The sequence below is a fragment of the Luedemannella flava genome (assembly GCF_039528515.1).
Taxonomy (GTDB): Bacteria; Actinomycetota; Actinomycetes; order Mycobacteriales; family Micromonosporaceae; genus Luedemannella; species Luedemannella flava.
In genome coordinates, this window is record NZ_BAAALT010000002.1 from 1 (window position 1) to 19,976 (window position 19,976).

Below are 19,976 nucleotides of genomic sequence, written 5' to 3' on the forward strand. Positions count from 1 at the left end.
CGGGCGCTCGGGCCGGTCGGCCCGGTCGCGGCGCGGACGGGCGCCGGGCGCCTCGGCCGGGGCCTCGCGGCCCGGAACGGCGTCGCCCTTGTAGATCCAGACCTTCACACCGATGCGACCGAAGGTCGTACGGGCCTCGAAGAAGCCGTACTCGATGTTGGCGCGCAGCGTGTGCAGCGGCACCCGGCCCTCGCGGTAGAACTCCGTGCGGCTCATCTCGGCGCCACCGAGACGGCCCGAGACCTGCACCCGGATGCCCTTGACCAGCGTGTTCTTCATGGCCGACTGCATCGCCTTGCGCATGGCGCGGCGGAAGCTGACCCGGCTGGAGAGCTGCTCGGCGACGCCCTGGGCGACCAGCTGCGCGTCCGACTCGGGGCTCTTGACCTCGAGGATGTTCAGCTGGACCTGCTTGCCGGTGAGCTTCTCGAGCTCGCCACGGATGCGCTCGGCCTCCGCACCCTTGCGGCCGATGACGATGCCCGGCCGGGCGGTGTGGATGTCGATGCGGACCCGGTCGCGGGTGCGCTCGATGTCGACCTTGGAGATGCCGGCCCGCTCAAGCCCGCGGGACATCATCTTGCGGATCTTGACGTCCTCCGCGATGTAGTCCTTGTAGAGCTTGTCGGCGTACCAGCGCGACTTCCAGTCGGTGCTGATGCCGAGCCGGAACCCAATCGGGTGAACCTTCTGACCCATTACTCGGTCTCCTTCTCGGCGTCCGCGTCCGAGGTGGACCCGGCAGCCTTGGTGGCGGCCTTCTTCGTGGCCTTCTTCTTCGGCGCGACCTCGGTGGCAGCCGGGGTCTCGACCTCGGTCGCCTCGGGCTCGGCGGCCGTCTCCGCGGCGGCCTTCGCCGGCGCGGCCTTCGCCGCGGCGGCCCGGCCGGGCACGGTCAGCCCGCGACGGGCGCCGCCGCCGGTGACCACGCTCTCCACGGCGATGGTGATGTGGCACGTCCGCTTGCGGATCCGGTACGCCCGGCCCTGCGCCCGCGGCCGGAACCGCTTCAGCGTCGGACCCTCGTCCACGAACGCCTCGCTGACCAGCAGGGCGTCGGGGTCGAGGCGCTCGTTGTTCTCCGCGTTCGCGATCGCGCTCGCGAGCACCTTGTAGACCTGCTCGCTGGCGGCCTGCGGCGCGAACTTCAGCACCGTGAGCGCCTCCTTCGCGGGCAGACCGCGGACGAGGTTGACCACGCGGCGCGCCTTCATCGGCGAGATGCGCACGTGCCGCGCAACTGCGCGTGCGCCCGGAAGCGCTGCGGCGTCGCTCTTCGTTGGCATCGGGTGTCCCTTAATCCTCTGTCGTCCTGCGGCGCCTTAGCGGCGGCGGCTCTTCCGGTCGTCCTTCTCGTGACCCTTGAACGTACGGGTCAGCGCGAACTCGCCGAGCTTGTGCCCGACCATCGCCTCGGTCACGAAGACCGGGACGTGCTTGCGCCCGTCGTGGACGGCGATGGTGTGACCGAGCATCTCAGGGATGATCGTCGACCGACGCGACCAGGTCTTGATGACGTTCTTGCTGTTCTTCTCGTTCTGGACTTCCACCTTCTTGAGCAGGTGGTCGTCGATGAACGGGCCCTTCTTCAGGCTGCGAGGCATCTTCTATCTCCCTCAGCCGCGCTTACGCGTCGCGTAGCGGCGGCGGACGATCAGGCGGTCGCTCGGCTGGCCCTTGCGGCGGGTGCGGCCCTCGGGCTTGCCCTTCGGGTTCACCGGGTGGCGACCACCGGAGGTCTTGCCCTCGCCACCGCCGTGCGGGTGGTCGATCGGGTTCATCGCCACGCCACGGACGGTCGGGCGCTTGCCCTTCCACCGCATGCGGCCGGCCTTACCCCAGTTGATGTTGGACTGGTCGGCGTTGCCGATCTCGCCGATCGTCGCGCGGCACTGGACCAGCACGCGCCGGATCTCGCCCGACGGCATACGCAGCGTGGCGTAGTCACCCTCGCGGCCCAGCAGCTGCACGCCGGTGCCGGCCGAGCGGGCCAGCTTGGCGCCGCCACCCGGACGCAGCTCGACGGCGTGCACCGTGGTGCCGACCGGGATGTTGCGCAGCGGCAGGTTGTTGCCCGGCTTGATGTCGGCGCCGACGCCCGACTCGATGCGGTCGCCCTGCTTGATGTCCTTCGGCGCGAGGATGTAGCGCTTCTCGCCGTCGGCGTAGTGCAGCAGCGCGATGCGCGCGGTGCGGTTCGGGTCGTACTCGATGTGCGCGACCTTCGCCGGCACGCCGTCCTTGTCGACCCGCTTGAAGTCGATGAGACGGTACTGGCGCTTGTGCCCGCCGCCCTGGTGACGCGTGGTCACCCGGCCGTGCGCGTTGCGACCGCCCTTGCTGTGCAGCGGCACCAGCAGCGACTTCTCCGGCGTCGATCGGGTGATCTCCGCGAAGTCGCTGACGCTGGAGCCACGACGGCCCGGCGTCGTCGGCTTGTACTTACGGATAGCCATTGTCTATACCCCTCAGCCGACCGGTCCGCCGAAGGCCTCAATCCGGTCACCGTCCGCGAGCTTCACGATCGCCCGCTTCACGTCCTTGCGCTTGCCCCAGCCGGTCTTGGTCCGCTTGCGCTTGCCCTGCCGGTTGAGCGTGTTGACGCTGAGCACACGGACATCGAAGATCTGCTGGATAGCGATCTTGATCTCCGTCTTGTTCGCGTCCGGGCTCACGAGGAACGTGTACCAGTTCTTGTTGAGCTCGCTGTAGCTCTTCTCCGAGATCACCGGCGCCACGATGATGTCGCGCGGGTCAGCAACGGTGCTCACTTGCCACCCTCCTCAGCTGCCGCCGGGACGCCGAGGAACTCGTCGAGCGCCGCCGCGGTGAAGACGACCTGGTCCGAGACGAGGACGTCGTACGTGTTGAGCTGGTCCGCCGAGAGCAGGTGCACGGTCGGCACGTTGCGCAGCGAGAGCCAGTTGACCTCGTCCTCGCGGCTCAGCACCGCCAGGATGCGGCCCTCATTGGCAACCGCGCCCAGCGTGGCCAGCGCCGCCTTCGTCTTGGGCGTCTCGCCCTCGACGAAGGTGGAGACCACGTGCACGCGGCCCTCGCGGGCCCGGTCGGACAGGGCGCCACGCAGGGCGGCGGCCTTCATCTTCTTAGGGGTCCGCTGCGAGTAGTCGCGCGGCACCGGGCCGTGCGTCACGCCACCGCCGGTGAACTGCGGCGCGCGGATCGAGCCCTGGCGGGCGCGGCCGGTGCCCTTCTGCTTGTAGGGCTTCTTGCCGCCGCCGGAGACCTCGCCACGCGTCTTCGCCTTGTGCGTGCCCTGGCGGGCCGCGGCCAGCTGGGCCACGACCACCTGGTGCATCAGCGGGATGTTCGCCTGGACGTCGAAGATGTCCGCGGGGAGGTCGACCGCGCCGACCTTGGCACCGTCGGTGCCGAGAACGTCAACCGTGGTCACTTCGCACCACCCTTCTTCGCCACCGTCTTGGCGGCGGTCCGGACGAGGACCAGCGCGCCCTTCGGGCCCGGAACGGCGCCCTTGACGAGGATCAGGTTGTTCTCCGCGTCGATCGCCTGGATCGTCAGGTTCTGCACGGTGAAGCGCTCGCTACCCATGCGGCCGGCCATCCGGACGCCCTTGAAGACGCGGCCGGGGGTCGCGCAGGCGCCGATCGAACCGGGCGAGCGGTGCTTGCGCTCGACACCGTGGCTCGCGCGCAGACCGTGGAAGCCGTGCCGCTTCATGACGCCGGCGAAGCCCTTGCCCTTGGTCTTGCCGGTCACGTCGATCGACGTGCCGGGCGCGAAGTCGGCGGCCGTGACCTCCTGGCCCAGCGTGTACTCGCTGGCGTCGGTGGTCCGCAGCTCGACGATGTGCCGGCGCGGCGCGACGTCCGCCTTCGCGTAGTGGCCCGCCACCGGCTTGTTCACCTTGCGCGGGTTGATCGCGCCGTAGGCGAGCTGGACCGCCGAGTAGCCGTCCTTGTCCGGGGTGCGCACCTGCGTGACCACGCACGGTCCGGCGAGCAGCACGGTTACGGGGACGACCTTGTTGTTGTCCCAGACCTGGGTCATGCCGAGCTTGGCGCCCAGGATGCCCTTAACTTGCCTGTCCATTCCAGCCCAGTCCCTACAGCTTGATCTCGATGTCGACGCCAGCCGGAAGGTCGAGACGCATGAGCGAGTCGACCGTCTTCGGCGTCGGGTCGATGATGTCGATCAGACGCTTGTGAGTGCGCATCTCGAAGTGCTCGCGCGAGTCCTTGTACTTGTGCGGCGAGCGGATGACGCAGTAACGGTTGATCTCCGTGGGCAGCGGCACCGGGCCCGCGACCTGAGCGCCCGTGCGCGTCACAGTCTCGACGATCTTCCGCGCCGAGGAGTCGACCACCTCGTGGTCGTAGGCCTTGAGCCGGATGCGGATCTTCTGTCCCGCCATGGTGGCTTCGTTTCCTTCTCTACCCCACGGGGGCCATGCCCCCGTGCGCCCCTGGTGGGGCACCGGAACCGGACGTGTGTCCGGCGCTGCACTCGCCGCACACGAGGCCCGGAGACCTCGTGTCTTTCCGACCCCCGCGGTCGGGCGTGTCGCGGCCGCGGGCCAGGCTCCGCCCCGAGGGGGCTCTGGGTCCTGATGTTCCCGTGGGCGCCGCACGCCCACCCTTATGGGGAGCGGAGGTGTCCGTGGCCGACCGGGGGCCGGTGCCGGGCACCGAGCGAGGAGCGCGCAACATCACGCACATGACGCAGCAGCGCACGCCCTCGCGGACGCAACCTATTCATTATGCCGGAGTTCACGCGGCAATGTGAAATCGGGGTCAGCCAGAACACATTCCCGACGCCCTGACCTCGCCCGATCGGCTGGGCGCCCCGGAGAAGACCCGGGCCGCCCAGCCGTCGCACGTACTACTTGTTGATCTTGGTGACCCGGCCGGCGCCGACGGTGCGGCCACCCTCCCGGATCGCGAACCGCAGACCCTCGTCCATGGCGATGGGCTGGATCAGCTTCACCGTCATGTCGGTGTTGTCGCCCGGCATGACCATCTCGGTGCCCTCGGGCAGCGTGACGACGCCGGTGACGTCCGTGGTACGGAAGTAGAACTGCGGACGGTAGTTCTGGAAGAACGGCGTGTGACGGCCGCCCTCCTCCTTCGAGAGGATGTAGACCGTCGCCTCGAAGTCGGTGTGCGGGGTCGTCGTGCCGGGCTTGACGACAACCATGCCCCGCTCGACGTCCTCGCGCTTGATGCCGCGCAGCAGGAGGCCGACGTTCTCGCCAGCGCGAGCCTCGTCGAGCACCTTGCGGAACATCTCGATGGCGGTGCAGGTCGTCTTCATCGACTTCTCGCGGATGCCGACGATCTCCACCTCCTCGTTCGGCTTGAGGATGCCGCGCTCCGCGCGACCGGTGACGACGGTGCCACGACCGGTGATCGTGAAGACGTCCTCGATCGGCATCAGGAACGGCTTGTCAACCTCGCGCTCCGGCTGCGGAATCGCGGTGTCGACAGCGTTCATGAGCTCCATGAGCGCGTCCGACCACTTCGGGTCGCCCTCGAGCGCCTTCAGCGCCGAGACGCGGACGACCGGCAGGTCGTCACCCGGGTACTCCTGAGCCGAGAGCAGCTCGCGGACCTCGAGCTCGACGAGCTCCAGGAGCTCCTCGTCCTCCACCATGTCGCTCTTGTTCAGGGCGACGACGATGTAGGGCACGCCGACCTGGCGGGCCAGCAGCACGTGCTCGCGGGTCTGCGGCATGGGGCCGTCGGTCGCCGCGACCACCAGGATCGCGCCGTCCATCTGCGCGGCACCGGTGATCATGTTCTTGATGTAGTCGGCGTGACCCGGGCAGTCCACGTGCGCGTAGTGACGCGCCTCGGTCTGGTACTCGACGTGCGCGATCGAGATCGTGATGCCGCGGGCCTTCTCCTCCGGCGCCTTGTCGATCTCGTCGAACGGCGTGTACGGGTTCACGTCCGGGTACCGGTCGTGCAGCACCTTGGTGATGGCCGCGGTCAGCGTCGTCTTCCCGTGGTCGATGTGACCAATGGTGCCGATGTTGACGTGCGGCTTAGTCCGCTCGAACTTCGCCTTCGCCACTGGTGTCCTCCTGTGACTGTCCGGTGCGGTGGATCCGCACGAGACGTTGGTTCTTCTGTCGACTGTGGGTCCTACGGCCTCGCGGCCTTGAGAGCCCGGTGCTTCGCAGCCTGGAGGCCGCGGGCGATTACTCGCCCGTGGCCTTCGAGATGATCTCCTTCGCCACGTTCTGCGGAACCTCGGCGTAGGAGTCGAACTGCATGCTGTAGCTAGCCCGGCCCTGGGTCTTCGACCGCAGGTCGCCGACGTAGCCGAACATCTCCGACAGCGGCACCAGGGCACGGACGACGCGGGCACCGCCGCGCTCCTCCATGGCCTGGATGATGCCGCGCCGGGAGTTGAGGTCGCCGATGACGTCGCCCATGTTCTCCTCGGGCGTAACGACCTCGACGGACATCATCGGCTCGAGGAGCGCGGGGTCGGCCTTGCGGGCCGCCTCCTTCAGCACCATCGAACCAGCGATCTTGAACGCCATTTCCGACGAGTCGACCTCGTGGTACTGACCGTCGAGCAGCGTCAGCTTCACACCCACCAGCGGGTACCCCGCGAGCACGCCGTACTGCATGGCGTCCTGCGCACCGGCGTCCACCGACGGGATGAACTCCTTCGGGATGCGACCACCCGTCACCGCGTTCACGAACTCGTAGGTCGGCGCGTCGGCGGCCAGCGGCAGCGGCTCCAGCTTCACGATGACGCGGGCGTACTGGCCCGAACCACCGGTCTGCTTCTTGTGGGTGTACTCGATCTTCTCCACCACGCGGCGGATGGTCTCGCGGTACGCCACCTGCGGCTTGCCGATGTTCGCCTCGACGTTGAACTCGCGGCGCATGCGGTCCACCAGGATGTCCAGGTGCAGCTCGCCCATGCCGGAGATAACCGTCTGGCCGGTCTCCTCGTCGTTGCGGACGCGGAAGGTCGGGTCCTCCTCGGCGAGGCGCTGGATCGCGGTGCCCAGCTTCTCCTGGTCGGCCTTGCTCTTCGGCTCGATGGCCACCGAGATGACCGGCTCGGGGAAGGTCATGGACTCCAGGATCACCTGGTGCGCCGGGTCGCTGAGCGTGTCACCCGTGGTGGTCTGCTTGAGACCCTGCACGGCGATGATGTCGCCCGCGCTGGCGCTGCTGCGCTCCTCACGCTTGTTCGCGTGCATCTGGTAGATCTTGCCGATCCGCTCCTTGCGGTCCTTGGTGGAGTTCGCCACCTGGGAACCGGACTCGAGCGTCCCGGAGTACACGCGCACGTAGGTGAGCTTGCCGAGGTGCTTGTCGGTCTGAATCTTGAAGGCCAGGGCCGAGAACGGCTCGGACGGCGACGGCTTACGCGACATCGGGGTCTCCCCGTCCATCGCGGTGCCCTCGATCGCCGGGATGTCCAGCGGCGACGGCAGGTAGGCCACGACGGCGTCGAGCATGGGCTGCACGCCCTTGTTCTTGAACGCCGAGCCGCAGACGACCGGGTTGGCCTTGCTGGCGATCGTGGCCCGCCGGATGGCGGCCTGGATCTCCTCGACCGAGAGCTCCTCGCCCTCGAGGTACTTCTCCATGACCGCGTCGTCGACGTCGGCGAGCGTCTCGAGCAGCTTCTCGCGCCACTCGGCCGCCTGGTCGGCGAGGTCGGCCGGGATCTCCTCGACGGCGTAGTCCTCGCCCTTCTGGGTCTCGCCACGCCAGGTCAGGGCCCGCATGTTGATCAGGTCCACGACGCCGATGTGGTCGCCCTCGAGGCCGATCGGGATCTGCAGCACGAGCGGCGTCGCGTTGAGGCGCTCCACCATCATGCGCACGCAACGGAAGAAGTCCGCGCCGGTCCGGTCGAGCTTGTTGACGAAGCACATGCGGGGCACGTGGTACTTGTCCGCCTGCCGCCACACGTTCTCGGTCTGGGGCTCCACACCCGCGACACCGTCGTACACGGCCACCGCACCGTCGAGCACGCGCAGCGACCGCTCCACCTCGACCGTGAAGTCGACGTGGCCCGGGGTGTCGATGATCTGGATCGTGTGACCCTTCCACTCGCACTTGGTGGCGGCGGAAGTGATCGTGATCCCGCGCTCCTGCTCCTGCTCCATCCAGTCCATGACGGCCGCGCCCTCGTGGACCTCACCGATCTTGTACGTGATACCGGTGTAGAACAGGATCCGCTCGGTGGTGGTCGTCTTACCAGCGTCGATGTGCGCCATGATGCCAATGTTGCGAGTCTTGGCGAGCGCGTTGTCGGCGGCAGCCACGTCAGATCCCTACTTCGTGTCTCGTCGGTTCCGGGTGCCAGCGGCAGCCGGCGGGTGGGTTGCTCACTACCAGCGGTAGTGGGCGAACGCCTTGTTGGACTCAGCCATCTTGTGCGTGTCCTCGCGCCGCTTCACCGAAGCGCCGAGGCCGTTGCTCGCGTCGAGCAGCTCGTTCATGAGGCGCTCGACCATGGTCTTCTCGCGACGGGCGCGGGAGTAGGTCACCAGCCAGCGGAGGCCGAGCGTGGTCGCCCGGGCCGGACGGACCTCGACCGGCACCTGGTAGGTCGCGCCACCGACACGGCGGCTGCGGACCTCGAGGGTCGGCTTCACGTTGTCCATCGCCCGCTTGAGCGTGACCACCGGGTCCGTGCCGGTCTTCTCGCGGCAGCCCTCCAGGGCGCCGTAGACGATCGACTCGGCCAGCTGGCGCTTGCCCTCCATGAGGATCTTGCTGACAAGCTGAGTGACCAGCGGCGAGTTGTACACCGGGTCGGCGATCAGCGGCCGGCGGGGAGCGGGGCCCTTACGCGGCATTAGCTCTTCTCCTTCTTCGCGCCGTAGCGGCTGCGCGCCTGCTTGCGGTTGCGGACACCCTGGGTGTCCAGCGAACCGCGGATGATCTTGTAGCGAACGCCCGGGAGGTCCTTCACGCGGCCGCCGCGAACGAGCACGATCGAGTGCTCCTGCAGGTTGTGGCCGACACCAGGGATGTACGCCGTGACCTCGATCTGGCTGGTCAGCTTCACGCGGGCGACCTTGCGCAGCGCGGAGTTCGGCTTCTTGGGCGTGGTGGTGTAGACGCGCGTGCAGACGCCCCGCCGCTGGGGGCTTCCCTTCAGCGCCGGCGTCTTGGTCTTGCTCGTCTTCGCCTTGCGGCCCTTGCGGACCAGCTGCTGGATCGTGGGCATCCGGGCCTCAAGTCTCCCTTCGACCGCACGTGCGGCCGCGCCTTTTCCCTGTGTTACCGGATTTTCCCGGATAACGCTTCTGGTGTTGTGTTGATGGTGATTTGTTTCGGCCCCCGCGGTCGGGCGTGTCGCCCGGTCCACACCGGTGCCGTTGGTGTTCACCACCGGCTTTATCTGTGCCCGCCCGACCGGACCCCGGCCCAAACGCACGCACAAGCGGCCTGGGAACCCAGGCACGAGGGGAAAGAGTACCGACCGCGAGGACGCAGGTCAAAACGAGATGACCAAATCGGGCTAACGGTGGCCTAATTCACCCAACCACCAGTCTGCCCGATCCCACCGGATCCATCCCGGCCGCAGTCCGTCCTATCCCACACTGCACCCACGACGGTGTTCTTCCACACTCAGTCTACCTCGGCCGTGGACGCGTCGCGTCCGGGCCACCCGACCCGCCGTTACGTCGCCGCGGCGAGGGCCGCCAGCACCGCTCCCGCTGTCATGACGAGACCGAGCACGCCGCACACCAGCCCACCTCTGGCCTGTCCCAGCCCGGAGATCCCGACGACGGGCGCCCGCTCGATCTGACGCATGCCGACAGCCGCCAGCACGATCGCGGCGATCCCCAGGAACGCGGCCAGCGCGGCGAAGGCGCCCCCGACCGGCAGGCCCCAGCCGCCCTCGGCGCCCACCTGGCCGAAGAACAGCGACACCAGCGACACCAGGATGGCGGCGATCCCGCCGGCGAGGCTCGCCGCCGACGGGCCGCTCAGCGTCGGGCGCACCCCCACCACCGCGACCGCGAACGGCGTCTCGGGGACGGGCAGCACCGCGACCGGCGCCGGCAGCCCGTACGCCCGGGTGACCGCCGGGACGGGCCACGGGTGCGGGGGCGGGCCGTAGTTGCCGTCGACGCGCGGGTAGGGCGGCATGGGGGCCGCGGGACCGGGCACCGGGTATCCGGGCGCGACGGGCGCGACGACAGGACCGGCCGGGCGGTGCTGGACCCGCGCCGGCGGGCGCACCGCCGGCGGGTCCGGCCACGGTGTGCCCACGGGCGCGGGAACGGCGGGCGGAGGGCCGTCGGGCGACGCCCAGCCGCCGGGCGGGTAGGCCTCGCCCGTCCCGATGTGGTGTGCCACGCCGCTCCTCCCGTCGCTGCCGGCCTTCATCTTCGCTCATCCGGCAGGCGACCGCGGGCGCTCAGTCCGACGTCGGCGGGAAGTCCTGGCCGTTGCCGGCGTCGCCGGCGAGCGAGAGCAGGCCGACCACGCTGGCCGCGACCAGCGCGCCGATCGCGATGACAAGAGCGATCCAGACGAGCACGACGCCGACGCGCAGCTGGCGCACCCCGGTCAGGTAGCCCTTCCCCTGGACCAGGTCGCCGCGCGCCTGCCTGGCCAGCGCCAGGCCGACCGTGGCCGGGATGATGCCGCCGACCAGCGGGGCGGTCACGACGGCGGCCACGCCGAGCGCGAGGACCGCGGCGGCCTTGGTGGACCGCACGGGCTCCGGGTCGAGCGGGTGCCGTTGCGCCATCTCCGTCGGTGACGGGTCGATCACGGTTTCGGTCATGCGCTCTAGCACAGCACGTTCCCCGGCCCACCGCACGACGGGGCCCCACTCCGGTCCGTTAAACCCTGATAACACGCGGTTCACCGCAGAAACAAACGCAGGCCCCTGCCGTAAAGCGGGGGCCTGCGTTTATTGATCTATCGCGTCAGCGGAACGACCCCAGGTCGAAGTCGTCGAGCGGGACGGCCACGCCGCTGGCCGGGCCGAAGCCGTAGTCGGCCTCGGTGTAGCCGGTCATCGAGTACACCTTGGCCTTCGCCTCCTCGGTGGGCTCCACCCGGATGTTGCGGTAGCGGGAAATGCCCGTACCGGCCGGGATGAGCTTGCCGATGATGACGTTCTCCTTGAGGCCGATGAGCGAGTCGCTCCGGGCGTTGATCGCCGCGTCGGTGAGCACCCGGGTCGTCTCCTGGAAGGAGGCGGCCGAGAGCCACGAGTCGGTGGCGAGCGACGCCTTGGTGATACCCATCAGGACCGGACGGCCGGCGGCCGGCTCGGCGCCCTCGGCGACGACCCGACGGTTCTCCGCCTCGAACTGGGCACGGTCGACCAGCAGGCCCGGCAGGAACTCCGTCGAGCCCGAGTCGATGATCGTGACCCGCTTCAGCATCTGCCGGATGATGATCTCGATGTGCTTGTCGTGGATGAGCACACCCTGCGAGCGGTAGACCTCCTGGACCTCCTGGGTCAGGTGGACCTGGACCGCGCGCGGGCCGAGCACCCGCAGCAGCTCGTGCGGGTCGATCGTGCCCTTGGTGAGCTTCTCGCCGACCTGGACGTGATCGCCGTCGTGCGCGAGCAGCTGGACGCGCTTGGAGATCTTGTCGTGCACGATCTCGTCACTGCCGTCGTCCGGCACGATGATGATCTTGCGCGACCGCTCGCCGTCCTCGATCCGGACCCGACCCGGGGTCTCCGCGATCGGCGCCTTGCCCTTGGGCACGCGCGCCTCGAAGATCTCCTGGACACGGGGCAGACCCTGGGTGATGTCCTCACCCGCGACACCACCGGTGTGGAAGGTACGCATCGTCAGCTGCGTACCGGGCTCACCGATGGACTGGGCGGCGATGATGCCGACGGCCTCGCCGACGTCGACCGTCTTGCCCGTCGGCAGCGACCGGCCGTAGCAGGCCGCGCAGACGCCGAGCTTCGACTCGCAGGTCAGCACGCTGCGCATGCGCGCCTGCTCGACCCCGGCCTCGATCAGCTTGGCCAGCAGGATCATGTTGATGTCGGTGCCGCGGGCGACGACCAGGTTGCCCTTGGGGTCGCTCACGTCGTCGGCGATCGTGCGGCCGACCACGCCCGTCTCGGCGTGCTCGTGCATGACCAGCTCGCCGTTGATCCGCTGACCGATCGGGATCGTGATGGCCCGGTCCGTGCCGCAGTCCTCCTCGCGGATGATCACGTCCTGCGAGACGTCCACCAGACGACGGGTCAGGTAACCCGAGTCGGCGGTACGCAGGGCGGTGTCGGCCAGACCCTTGCGGGCGCCGTGCGTGGAGATGAAGTACTCCAGCACGGACAGACCCTCGCGGAACGAGGCCTTGATCGGGCGCGGGATGATCTCACCCTTGGGGTTGGCCACCAGGCCACGGATCGCCGAGATCTGCCGCAGCTGCAGCATGTTGCCGCGGGCGCCCGAGTGGATCATCGTCCACAGCGGGTTGCCCACCGGCAGCGCGGTGTCCAGCTCCTTGGCGACCTCGTTGGTCGCCTTGGTCCAGATCTCGATGAGCTCGCCGCGACGCTCCTCGGCGGTCATGAGACCACGCTGGTACTGCTTGTCGATCTGCTCGGCTTCCTTCTCGTACCGGTCGAGGATCTCGCGCTTGCGCGGCGGCGCCACGACGTCCTCGATACCGATGGTCACGCCGGACCAGGTGGCCCAGTGGAAGCCGGCCTCCTTGAGCGCGTCCAGCGTCGCCGCCAGCTGCACCTTCGGGAAGCGCTCGGCGAGGTCGTTGACGATCGCCGACAGCTGACCCTTGCGGATCTCGTAGTTGATGAACTTGTACGCCACGGGGAGCGTCTCGTTGAACAGCACCCGGCCGAGCGTGGTCTCGATGATCACGGTGTCGCCGGGCTGGAAGCCCTCGGGGGCCTCCCACGCCGGCTTGCCCGCGCCGTTCTCCACGCCCTCAAGCTCCGGCAGGCGGATCTTGATCGGGGCCTGCAGGTGCAGCTCGCCCGCGTCGTACGCCATCCGGGCCTCGGCCTCGGAGGAGAAGGCACGGCCGGCGCCGAGCGCGTTCTCCTTGAGGTGGGTGAGGTGGTACAGACCGATGATCATGTCCTGCGTGGGCATGGTCACGGGCTTGCCGTCGGCCGGCTTGAGGATGTTGTTCGACGACAGCATGAGGACGCGGGCCTCGGCCTGCGCCTCCGCGGACAGCGGCACGTGCACGGCCATCTGGTCACCGTCGAAGTCCGCGTTGAACGCGGTGCAGACGAGCGGGTGGATCTGGATGGCCTTGCCCTCGACCAGCTGCGGCTCGAACGCCTGGATGCCGAGACGGTGCAGGGTGGGGGCACGGTTGAGCAGCACGGGGTGCTCGCCGATGACCTCCTCCAGCACGTCCCACACGACCGGGCGCTGACGCTCGACCATGCGCTTGGCCGACTTGATGTTCTGCGCGTGGTTGAGGTCCACCAGGCGCTTCATCACGAACGGCTTGAACAGCTCCAGCGCCATCTGCTTGGGCAGGCCGCACTGGTGCAGCTTGAGCCGGGGGCCGACGACGATGACGGAACGGCCCGAGTAGTCGACGCGCTTGCCGAGCAGGTTCTGCCGGAACCGGCCCTGCTTGCCCTTGAGCATGTCGGACAGCGACTTCAGCGGCCGGTTGCCCGGGCCGGTGACCGGACGACCGCGCCGGCCGTTGTCGAACAGCGCGTCGACGGCCTCCTGCAACATGCGCTTCTCGTTGTTGACGATGATCTCGGGGGCGCCGAGGTCGATCAGTCGCTTGAGGCGGTTGTTGCGGTTGATGACCCGGCGGTACAGGTCGTTGAGGTCGCTCGTGGCGAAGCGGCCACCGTCGAGCTGGACCATCGGCCGCAGGTCCGGCGGGATCACCGGGATACAGTCGAGGACCATGCCGAGCGGCGAGTTGGTGGTGTTGAGGAACGCCGCCACGACCTTGAGCCGCTTGAGCGCGCGGATCTTCCGCTGGCCCTTACCGGTGCGGATGGTCTCGCGCAGGCTCTCGGCCTCGGCGTCGAGGTCCATGTTCTCCACCAGCGACTTGATCGCCTCGGCGCCCATGTGGCCGGTGAAGTACTCGCCGAAGCGGTCGCGCAGCTCGCGGTAGAGCAGCTCGTCGGTGATGAGCTGCTTGGAGTCCAACTTGCGGAAGGTGTCGAGCACCTCGTCGAGCCGGTCGACCTCGCGCTGGGCGCGGTCGCGGATCTGGCGCATCTCCCGCTCGCCAGCCTCCTTGACCTTGCGGCGCACGTCGCTCTTGGCGCCCTCGGCCTCGAGCTCGGCCAGGTCGGCCTCCAGCTTGGCGGCCCGCTTCTCGATCTCGGCGTCGCGGCCGTTCTCGGCGTGCCGCTTCTCCGCGATGATCTCCGCCTCCAGCGTGGCGAGGTCGCGGTGGCGCGCCTCGGTGTCCACGCTCGTGATCACGTACGAGGCGAAGTAAATGATCTTTTCGAGGTCCTTGGGGGCCAGGTCCAGCAGGTAGCCCAGCCGGCTCGGCACGCCCTTGAAGTACCAGATGTGGGTCACCGGCGCGGCGAGCTCGATGTGGCCCATGCGCTCACGGCGGACCTTCGCCCGGGTCACCTCGACGCCGCAGCGCTCACAGATGATGCCCTTGAAGCGAACCCGCTTGTACTTACCGCAGTAGCACTCCCAGTCCCGGGTGGGGCCGAAGATCTTCTCGCAGAAGAGTCCGTCCTTCTCGGGCTTGAGCGTGCGGTAGTTGATGGTCTCCGGCTTCTTGACCTCGCCGTGCGACCACTGACGGATGTCGTCCGCGGTGGCGAGACCGATGCGGAGCTCGTCGAAGAAGTTGACGTCGAGCACTTCGGCTATCCCTCGAATCTCAGTAGCTCGTCTGGTGGTTCAGGAGGGGCTGCGGTCCGGGCCGCGTGAGCGGCCCGGACCGTCCCGATCAGACTTCGTCGACGCTGATCACGCCTTCGTTCGGTCGCCGGGAGAGGTCGATGCCCAGCTCCTCGGCGGCACGGAAGACCTCGTCGTCGGTCTCGCGCATCTCCAGGGCGACCCCATCGCTGGAGAGCACCTCGACGTTGAGACAGAGCGACTGCAGCTCCTTGAGCAGAACCTTGAAGGACTCCGGAATGCCGGGCTCCGGAATGTTCTCGCCCTTGACGATGGCCTCGTAGACCTTGACCCGGCCGAGCACGTCGTCGGACTTGATGGTCAGCAGCTCCTGCAGCGCGTACGCGGCGCCGTAGGCCTGCATGGCCCAGCACTCCATCTCGCCGAACCGCTGGCCACCGAACTGCGCCTTACCACCCAGCGGCTGCTGCGTGATCATCGAGTACGGGCCGGTCGAGCGAGCGTGGATCTTGTCGTCGACCAGGTGGTTCAGCTTGAGGATGTAGATGTAGCCGATAGCGATCGGGTCCGGCAGCGGCTCGCCGCTGCGGCCGTCGAACAGCTGCGCCTTGCCCGACGAACCCACGATCTGGGTGCCGTCGCGGTTCGGGAGGGTGGCGGCCAGCAGACCGCTGATCTCCTCCTCCTTGGCACCGTCGAAGACCGGCGTCGCCACGTTCGTGTCCGGCTCGGACTCGTGCGCGCCGATCGCCTTCAGCGACGTCTTCCAGGCGGCGTCGTCACCCTCGACCTTCCAGCCGGTCTTCGCCACCCACCCGAGGTGGGTCTCGAGGACCTGGCCGATGTTCATCCGGCTCGGCACGCCGAGCGGGTTGAGCACGATGTCGACCGGGGTGCCGTCCTCCAGGAACGGCATGTCCTCGGCCGGAAGGATCTTGGAAATGACGCCCTTGTTGCCGTGCCGGCCGGCGAGCTTGTCGCCGTCCTGGATCTTGCGCTTCTGGGCGACGTAGACGCGGACCAGCTCGTTCACGCCCGGCGGCAGCTCGTCGCCCTCCTCGCGGGAGAACGTGCGAACGCCGATGACCGTGCCCGACTCGCCGTGCGGCACCTTGAGGCTCGTGTCGCGGACCTCGCGGGCCTTCTCGCCGAAGATCGCGCGCAGCAGCCGCTCCTCCGGGGTCAGCTCCGTCTCGCCCTTGGGCGTGACCTTGCCGACCAGGATGTCGCCCGGGACGACCTCGGCGCCGATGCGGATGATGCCGCGCTCGTCGAGGTCGGCGAGCATCTCCTCGCTGACGTTCGGGATGTCCCGGGTGATGTCCTCCGGACCCAGCTTGGTGTCGCGGGCGTCGACCTCGTGCTCCTCGATGTGGATCGAGGTGAGGACGTCCTCCTGCACGAGGCGCTGCGACAGGATGATCGCGTCCTCGTAGTTGTGCCCCTCCCAGGTCATGAAGGCCACGAGCAGGTTGCGCCCGAGTGCCATCTCGCCCTCGTCGGTGCACGGACCGTCCGCGATGACCTGGCCGGCCTCGACCCGGTCGCCCTCGAAGACCACCGGCTTCTGGTTGACGCAGGAGCCGGCGTTCGACCGCCGGAACTTGTGCAGCAGGTACGTACGACGGTGGCCGTCGTCCTGGTGCACCGTCACGTAGTCGGCGCACAGGTCCTCGACCACGCCGGCCACCTCGGCGACGACCACGTCACCGGCGTCGACGGCGGCGCGGTACTCCATACCCGTGCCGACGAGCGGGGACTCGGCCTTCACCAGGGGCACGGCCTGACGCTGCATGTTCGCGCCCATGAGGGCACGGTTGGCGTCGTCGTGCTCCAGGAACGGGATCATGGCGGTCGCGACCGACACCATCTGGCGCGGTGAGACGTCCATGTAGTCCACGCCGTCCGGCGTCACGTAGTCGACCTCGCCACCCTTACGGCGGACGAGAACGCGGCTGTTGGTGAACTGGCCGTCGCTCTTGAGCGGCTCGTTCGCCTGCGCGATGACGTGCCGGTCCTCCTCGTCCGCGGTGAGGTAGTCGATCTGCTCGGTCACGCGACCGTTCTCGACCTTCCGGTACGGCGTCTCGATGAAGCCGAACGGATTAACCCTTGCGAACGTGGACAGGGCGCCGATCAGACCAATGTTGGGTCCTTCCGGCGTCTCGATCGGGCACATGCGGCCGTAGTGCGACGGGTGAACGTCACGGACCTCGAAGCCGGCACGCTCACGCGACAGACCGCCCGGGCCGAGCGCCGACAGGCGGCGACGGTGGGTCAGACCCGCGAGCGGGTTGGTCTGGTCCATGAACTGCGACAGCTGGGAGGTCCCGAAGAACTCCTTGATCGCCGCGACCACCGGACGGATGTTGATCAGGGTCTGCGGCGTGATCGCCTCGACGTCCTGCGTCGTCATCCGCTCCCGGACCACGCGCTCCATGCGGGAGAGGCCGACCCGAACCTGGTTCTGGATCAGCTCACCCACGGTGCGCAGGCGCCGGTTGCCGAAGTGGTCGATGTCGTCGGCCTCGTAGCCCTCCTCACCGGCGTGCAGCCGGCACAGGTAGGCCACCGTGGCGACGACGTCGTCCTCGGTCAGCACGCCGGTCGTGATGGGGAGCTCAAGCTCGAGCTTCTTGTTGAACTTGTAGCGACCCACGCGCGCGACGTCGTACCGCTTCGGGTTGAAGAAGAGGTTGTCGAGCAGCGTCTGGGCGTTCTCGCGCGTCGGCGGCTCACCCGGACGGAGCTTGCGGTAGATGTCGAGCAGCGCCTCGTCCTGGCCGGCGATGTGATCCTTCTCGAGGGTCGTCATCATCAGCTCGGACCAGCTGAAGTGCTCGCGGATCCGGTCGTTGGACCAACCGATGGCCTTGAGCAGGACCGTGACCGCCTGGCGGCGCTTACGGTCGATGCGCACGCCGACGGTGTCGCGCTTGTCGATGTCGAACTCGAGCCAGGCGCCGCGGCTCGGGATCACCTTCACGGTGGTGATATCCCGGTCGGACGTCTTGTCGGGCTCCTTGGAGAAGTAGACTCCCGGTGACCGGACGAGCTGGCTCACCACGACACGCTCGGTGCCGTTGATGATGAACGTGCCCTTGGGGGTCATGATCGGGAAATCACCCATGAACACCGTCTGGCTCTTGATCTCACCGGTCGAGTGGTTCGTGAACTCGGCGGTGACGAAGAGCGGGGCGCAGTAGGTGAGGTCCTTCTCCTTGCACTCCTCGATCGAGGCCTTGACCTCGTCGAAGCGCGGTGCGCTGAAGGAGAGGGACATAGTGCCAGAAAAGTCCTCAATAGGACTAATCTCGTCAAGGATCTCAGCCAACCCGCTCCGGGCGTGAGGATCCCCGGCCCACCGCTGCGCCCAGGCCTCGTTGCCCACCAACCAGTCGAACGACTCGGTTTGGATGGCAAGGAGGTTGGGCACCTCCAGGTGTTCCGTGATCCGGCCGAAAGAAATTCGGCGAGGAGCGTATGCGCTTGATTGACTGGTCTTCGCAGGGCGGGAAGCTGCCAAGATGCGTCCTTCCGAGGACCTGTGGTGCAACGGCCGTTTCGCGAGCACTCCAAGAGACCCCGTTCGGAAATACCCCACAAAGGGACATCACCGGCAGAGGCCAAATGAGGAGGCAGCGCAAACTAGCAGTGTAGCCGCAAGGCTACCCGCTGGCAAGCCACCACGACACGTGCTCCCAACGTGTCCGATTTTCTCGGACCCGTCTCCGCTATCCGCGCCTGGCGGCTCCCGTCCAACGTGACCGCCGCCCGTTAACCGGGCTGACGGTCTGTGCTTCGTTGTGCTGAGGATCTAGGGGGCCGTCGCACCGCCTCGGAAGGCGTTGCGGATTCAGCGTGCATGGCGCATCGCGCCGCGTCAAGGGCTCTGGACCATGTGACGGTTATGAGACGGGTCAAATCCGTACAAAAGAATGATCCTTTAACTCGATAGCAACGATCGTTGGCCTCTGTGGGACTCCTGTCGCGGCCCACGCTTCGGGACGGTTGCCCAGTCCCTAGGACCCGAAAACGGAACGTGGGCGCCCCCGGATTCGGGGACGCCCACGGTTCGCGCGGAGCGGGACTACTTGAGGGTGACCTTGGCGCCTTCGCCCTCGAGCTTCGCCTTCGCCTTGTCGGCGTTCTCCTTGTTGACCTTCTCCAGGACGGCCTTCGGCGCGGCCTCGACGAGGTCCTTCGCCTCCTTGAGGCCCAGGCCGGTCAGCTCGCGCACGACCTTGATGACGTTGATCTTCTTGCCACCGTCGGACTCGAGGACGACGTCGAACTCGTCCTTCTCCTCCTCGGCCTCGGCCGGGGCGGCGCCGGGGGCGGCGGCAACGCCGACCGCGACCGGGGCGGCGGCGGTGACCTCGAAGACCTCCTCGAACTTCTTCACGAAGTCCGAGAGCTCGATGAGGGTCATCTCCTTGAACGTGTCGAGCAGTTCGTCGGTGCTCAGCTTCGCCATGGTGGCGGCTTCCTTTCGTTGGATCTAACTAGTCAGTGAGCCTGAACAGGTCAGGCGTCGCCCTTTTCGCGCTTGTCCTGCAGCGCGGCCGCCAAGCGGGCGGTCTTGGCCAGCGGCGCCTGGAACAGCGCGGCGGCCTTGCTGAGGTTGCCCTTCATGGCGCCGGCCAGCTTGGCCAGCAGCACCTCGCGGGACTCGAGGTCGGCGAGCTTGCGGATCTCGTCCGCGTTGATCGCCTTGCCCTCGAAGACCCCGCCCTTGATGACCAGGAGCGGGTTGGTCTTCGCGAAATCGCGAAGGCCCTTCGCCGCTTCAACGACATCGCCGGACACGAAGGCGAGCGCGGTAGGACCGGTGAACAAATCGTCGAGGCCCGTGATGCCCGCGTCCGTCGCGGCACGCTTCGCGAGGGTGTTCTTCGCGACCGCGTACGTGGTGTCGGCGCCCATCGAGCGCCGCAGCTGCTTGAGCTGCGCGACCGTGAGGCCGCGGTACTCCGTCAGCACGGTCGCCGTGGCCGATCGGAAGCTCTCGGTGAGCTCCGCGACAGCGGTGGCCTTGTCGGCCCGAACCGGCTTGTCCGCCATGTCCCTCCTTTCGTTGCTCTGCTCGGCTGGTCTGCACTCGAGCCCTGACAACGAAAACGCCCCGGCGCAGGGCGCACGGGGCGGGACAGGCGCTTTGGCGCCTTGACGCTGA

General features: G+C 68.0%; 17 protein-coding genes and 1 pseudogene. All 18 read right to left on the reverse strand.

Annotated elements, in window-relative coordinates:
• Positions 1-699, reverse strand: a 699-nt coding sequence (gene rpsC / locus ABD211_RS00300) for a 30S ribosomal protein S3 (RefSeq protein ID WP_344124961.1), incomplete at its 3' end; no start/stop codon positions are given.
• A 113-nt stretch (positions 700-812) separates the two neighbouring features.
• A pseudogene (gene rplV, locus ABD211_RS00305) lies at positions 813-1,286 on the reverse strand (50S ribosomal protein L22); the annotation flags it as partial.
• A gap of 36 nt (positions 1,287-1,322) precedes the next feature.
• A complete protein-coding gene (gene rpsS, locus ABD211_RS00310) occupies positions 1,323-1,604 on the reverse strand; it encodes a 30S ribosomal protein S19 (protein ID WP_344078761.1) in 282 nt (93 codons plus the stop codon).
• A gap of 12 nt (positions 1,605-1,616) precedes the next feature.
• Entirely contained in the window at positions 1,617-2,456 is an 840-nt protein-coding gene (gene rplB / locus ABD211_RS00315) for a 50S ribosomal protein L2 (protein WP_344124963.1), read from the reverse strand.
• 12 nt (positions 2,457-2,468) lie between these two features.
• Positions 2,469-2,771, reverse strand: a complete 303-nt coding sequence (gene rplW / locus ABD211_RS00320; RefSeq protein WP_344124964.1) for a 50S ribosomal protein L23 — start codon at positions 2,769-2,771, stop codon at positions 2,469-2,471.
• The gene (rplD, locus tag ABD211_RS00325; RefSeq protein ID WP_344124965.1) at positions 2,768-3,415 is read right to left on the reverse strand and encodes a 50S ribosomal protein L4; all 648 of its coding nucleotides are present in this window, start codon (positions 3,413-3,415) and stop codon (positions 2,768-2,770) included. Before rplD ends, rplW begins: the two co-directional genes overlap by 4 nt.
• Positions 3,412-4,074: a 50S ribosomal protein L3 gene (gene rplC, locus ABD211_RS00330; protein WP_344124967.1), complete on the reverse strand. Its 663-nt coding sequence runs from the start codon at positions 4,072-4,074 to the stop codon at positions 3,412-3,414. Before rplC ends, rplD begins: the two co-directional genes overlap by 4 nt.
• Positions 4,075-4,087: 13 nt before the next feature.
• Positions 4,088-4,396, reverse strand: coding sequence for a 30S ribosomal protein S10 (gene rpsJ / locus ABD211_RS00335; protein WP_018347762.1), 309 nt, complete (start codon positions 4,394-4,396; stop codon positions 4,088-4,090).
• Between the two features lie 467 nt (positions 4,397-4,863).
• Positions 4,864-6,057 (reverse strand): elongation factor Tu, encoded by a 1,194-nt coding sequence (gene tuf / locus ABD211_RS00340; protein WP_344124968.1) that lies wholly within the window; start codon positions 6,055-6,057, stop codon positions 4,864-4,866.
• Between the two features lie 127 nt (positions 6,058-6,184).
• Complete coding sequence (gene fusA, locus ABD211_RS00345; protein WP_344124969.1) at positions 6,185-8,284, reverse strand: elongation factor G; 2,100 nt, start codon at positions 8,282-8,284, stop codon at positions 6,185-6,187.
• 66 nt (positions 8,285-8,350) lie between these two features.
• Positions 8,351-8,821: a 30S ribosomal protein S7 gene (gene rpsG / locus ABD211_RS00350; protein WP_344124970.1), complete on the reverse strand. Its 471-nt coding sequence runs from the start codon at positions 8,819-8,821 to the stop codon at positions 8,351-8,353.
• Positions 8,821-9,195, reverse strand: a complete 375-nt coding sequence (gene rpsL / locus ABD211_RS00355) for a 30S ribosomal protein S12 (protein WP_344078776.1) — start codon at positions 9,193-9,195, stop codon at positions 8,821-8,823. The genes rpsG and rpsL overlap by 1 nt, the downstream gene beginning before the upstream one ends.
• A gap of 455 nt (positions 9,196-9,650) precedes the next feature.
• Positions 9,651-10,334 carry a hypothetical protein gene (locus tag ABD211_RS00360; RefSeq protein WP_344124971.1) on the reverse strand — a complete coding sequence of 228 codons (684 nt, stop codon included), beginning with the start codon at positions 10,332-10,334 and terminating at the stop codon, positions 9,651-9,653.
• 61 nt (positions 10,335-10,395) lie between these two features.
• A complete protein-coding gene (locus ABD211_RS00365; RefSeq protein ID WP_344124972.1) occupies positions 10,396-10,767 on the reverse strand; it encodes a hypothetical protein in 372 nt (123 codons plus the stop codon).
• 145 nt (positions 10,768-10,912) lie between these two features.
• Complete coding sequence (locus ABD211_RS00370; protein ID WP_344124973.1) at positions 10,913-14,800, reverse strand: DNA-directed RNA polymerase subunit beta'; 3,888 nt, start codon at positions 14,798-14,800, stop codon at positions 10,913-10,915.
• Between the two features lie 88 nt (positions 14,801-14,888).
• Complete coding sequence (rpoB, locus tag ABD211_RS00375; protein ID WP_344124974.1) at positions 14,889-18,326, reverse strand: DNA-directed RNA polymerase subunit beta; 3,438 nt, start codon at positions 18,324-18,326, stop codon at positions 14,889-14,891.
• A gap of 564 nt (positions 18,327-18,890) precedes the next feature.
• On the reverse strand, positions 18,891-19,277 hold the full coding sequence (gene rplL, locus ABD211_RS00380) for a 50S ribosomal protein L7/L12 (RefSeq protein WP_344124975.1): 387 nt from the start codon (positions 19,275-19,277) through the stop codon (positions 18,891-18,893).
• Between the two features lie 50 nt (positions 19,278-19,327).
• The gene (gene rplJ, locus ABD211_RS00385; RefSeq protein ID WP_344124976.1) at positions 19,328-19,864 is read right to left on the reverse strand and encodes a 50S ribosomal protein L10; all 537 of its coding nucleotides are present in this window, start codon (positions 19,862-19,864) and stop codon (positions 19,328-19,330) included.
• Between the last annotated feature and the right edge of the window lie 112 nt (positions 19,865-19,976).